Consider the following 2,544-nt stretch of genomic DNA (forward strand, 5'->3'; position numbering starts at 1 on the left):
CGCCCGTGCCGCCCTGCACTACGCGCGCCGCCCCTGCTGCCCCGTGCTAGGACGCACTACGCCGCGCCGCACCGGGCTATGCCCTGACGCATCGCCGCACCGCCGCACCGCACTGCACCGCGCGCACTGCACCGCGCGCACCGCACTGCCCGGCACTACGCCATGCTGTGCCGTCCGCACTCCGCCACACTCGGCCGCGCTGTGCTGCGACGAGCTGGGCCGCACTCCGCCGTGCCGCACGCCGGGCCGCGCTTCGTTGCGCTGCGCTGTGCTGCAACCGCCGCGCCGCGACGCACTACGCCTCATTTCGCCGTACCGCACCGCACCGCCGCGCTATGCCCGCTGCGCCGCACTACGTCACGCCGTCGCGCCGTGCCGCCGCCGCGTCGTGCCGCGCCGACCCGCTACGCCGTGCCGCACTGCACCGCGCCGCACCGCCTGGCAAATACGTTGCGCCGCACTACGCGGCGCCGCACTACGCGGCGCCGCGCTATGCCCTGACGCACCGCGGCGCCGCGCTATGCCCGACGCACCGCGCCGCACCTCCGTGCCGCACTGCCCGGCACTACACCACGCCGCACCGCACTCCGCTGCGCTGTGCAGCGCTGTGCAGCACTGCGCTGCAGTGCGACGAGCTGTGCCGCACTCCGCACTGCACCGCGCGGCCCGCGCCGTGCCTCATTGCGCAGCGCCTGTGCTGCAATCGCCGCGCTGCGTCTCACCGCGCCGTGCTGCGCCGTGCTGCGCCGTGCTGCGCCGTGCTGCGCCGTGCTGCGCCGTGCCGCAACTGGTGTGCGGTGTCGCAGCTCTTGCCGGTTGACTGGCGCTTGCGTCGGACTGGGCCGTGCCGTGCCAATCCGTCGGGCTGTGCCGGGCCGTGGGGTGCTGGGCGCCGGAGCGCGTCCGGGATGGCCGCTACCGCTGGCCGACACATCGCCCGCAATGCTCCGTGCCGCACGCGGCTGCGGTGGACAGCATCTGGACTACGGCGGGTCGCGTTGCACCGCGCCGTGTCTTGCCTCGAGTCCCGGCGGAATGCCGTCTGCTTGACCAGACTGCCCTGTGTGGGGCCACGCCGCGCGGGACTGCGCCAGGCCGTGTTGTTGTGGCTTGGGGGCGGCGCTATGGGCGGTGGGCTGGTGGCGGGCAAGTACGTCGCGGCGCGAAGGGATGGCTCCCCGAGTGGGTCGTGTCGTCTAGGGGTCGGCAGTTCGTAGAAGACGGCCGGCGTGGACGAGTGCTTGCTGTCGTGTCGGAGGTCGATGTGCTTCTGGTGCGGGTGTGGTCGTGCGGTCGAGTTGGTTGTCGGCGACGTCGGCGGCCTGCGGACGGTGGAGGAGCTGGCTGGCGTCGCTTGATGTTGAGCTGGGTGGGGGACTTCATGAGCGGTTGGACGTTGTCAGTGACCTTGACCTAGGTCGGCTGGATGGAGTGATCGCAGCTCGGCGTGAGGCGGGTCTCGGCCGTCAAGCGGTCCGTTGGCGTGGGGCGGTTGTGCCGGGGGGCTTTAGGCATGCCGAACGGGTCGTCTTGGTGGGTTGGGCGTGATGTGGTGGGGCTGCTCCGTGAGGGGAGGTCCGGCCTGCGGCCGCGCGTTGTCGAGGTGGACGTTCTTCGTGGGTTCGCGCTCTTTGGTATTTCGGTCGTGAATGCCGTTGGGGTCAGTGGAGCGGCTGGGGCGGGGGACGGTGCAGGGTATTGGGTGTACGAGACGCTCTTGCATCAGAGGTTCTTTCCGATCTTCTCGTTTCTGTTCGGGGTTAGTTTTGGGTTGTTCTTGGATGTCGTCGGGGAGAGGGCTCGTCATCCGCGGGTGGTGATGCTGGCTCGGCTTGGGTTTCTGGTGCCATTTGGTGCTTTGCATCGGTTGCTTCAGCCCGATGAGGTGCTGCTTAGTTATGCGGTCGTCGGTGTTGTTGTGCTGCTGCCTGCGTCGTTTCTTTCGGGACGGGTAGTCCTGGCGCTCGGGAGTCTCGCCACGGTGGCTGCTGTGCTGGTCGCAGGGGGTGGCAGCCTGCTGATCCCGGGACTGTTCCTGCTCGGGTATGCGGTGCAGCGGTTCGGGGTCGAGGTGCTTCTGGGGCTGTCCCTAAAGCGTTTGGTTGTTGTCTTCGCTGGTGGCCTTTTGTGTGCTGTTGTGTTGAATATCTGGCAGGTTGGTAGTGGCTCTCAGGCGGGGTCGCGGCTTGCAGCGGTTGCGGGGGTGGTGACGGGCGCGACCTATGTGATTGCCGTTTTGTTGCTATTGCGCTGGCGGGCTCGGGGTGTGTTGGGGGTGTTGGCGCCCGTTGGGAGGATGGCGCTGACTGGATATGTTGGAGCTACGTTGATGATTGTGGCAATGGATTATTTTGCCGAGGTTTCCGATTTTGGGACGGCCGTCACCTTGGGGATAGGCGTGTTCCTGGTTGAGCTGGCGTTCAGCTCTTTGTGGCTGCGGCATGCCCGGTACGGGCCCCTGGAGTGGGTGTGGCGGTGTCTCACCTGGTGGGACGTTGTGCCGATCAGAGGCCGGCCCGAAGGTTGACCGTCGTTCGCTGTCAG

At 68.1% G+C, this 2,544-nt stretch carries 1 protein-coding gene; it reads left to right on the forward strand.

Annotated elements, in window-relative coordinates; genetic code table 11:
* Positions 1–1,702 precede the first annotated feature (1,702 nt).
* Positions 1,703–2,527, forward strand: coding sequence for a DUF418 domain-containing protein (locus tag E1287_RS42960; RefSeq protein ID WP_165969475.1), 825 nt, complete (start codon positions 1,703–1,705; stop codon positions 2,525–2,527).
* Positions 2,528–2,544: the final 17 nt, after the last annotated feature.

The sequence above is a fragment of the Actinomadura sp. KC06 genome (assembly GCF_004348735.1).
Lineage (GTDB): Bacteria > Actinomycetota > Actinomycetes > Streptosporangiales > Streptosporangiaceae > Spirillospora.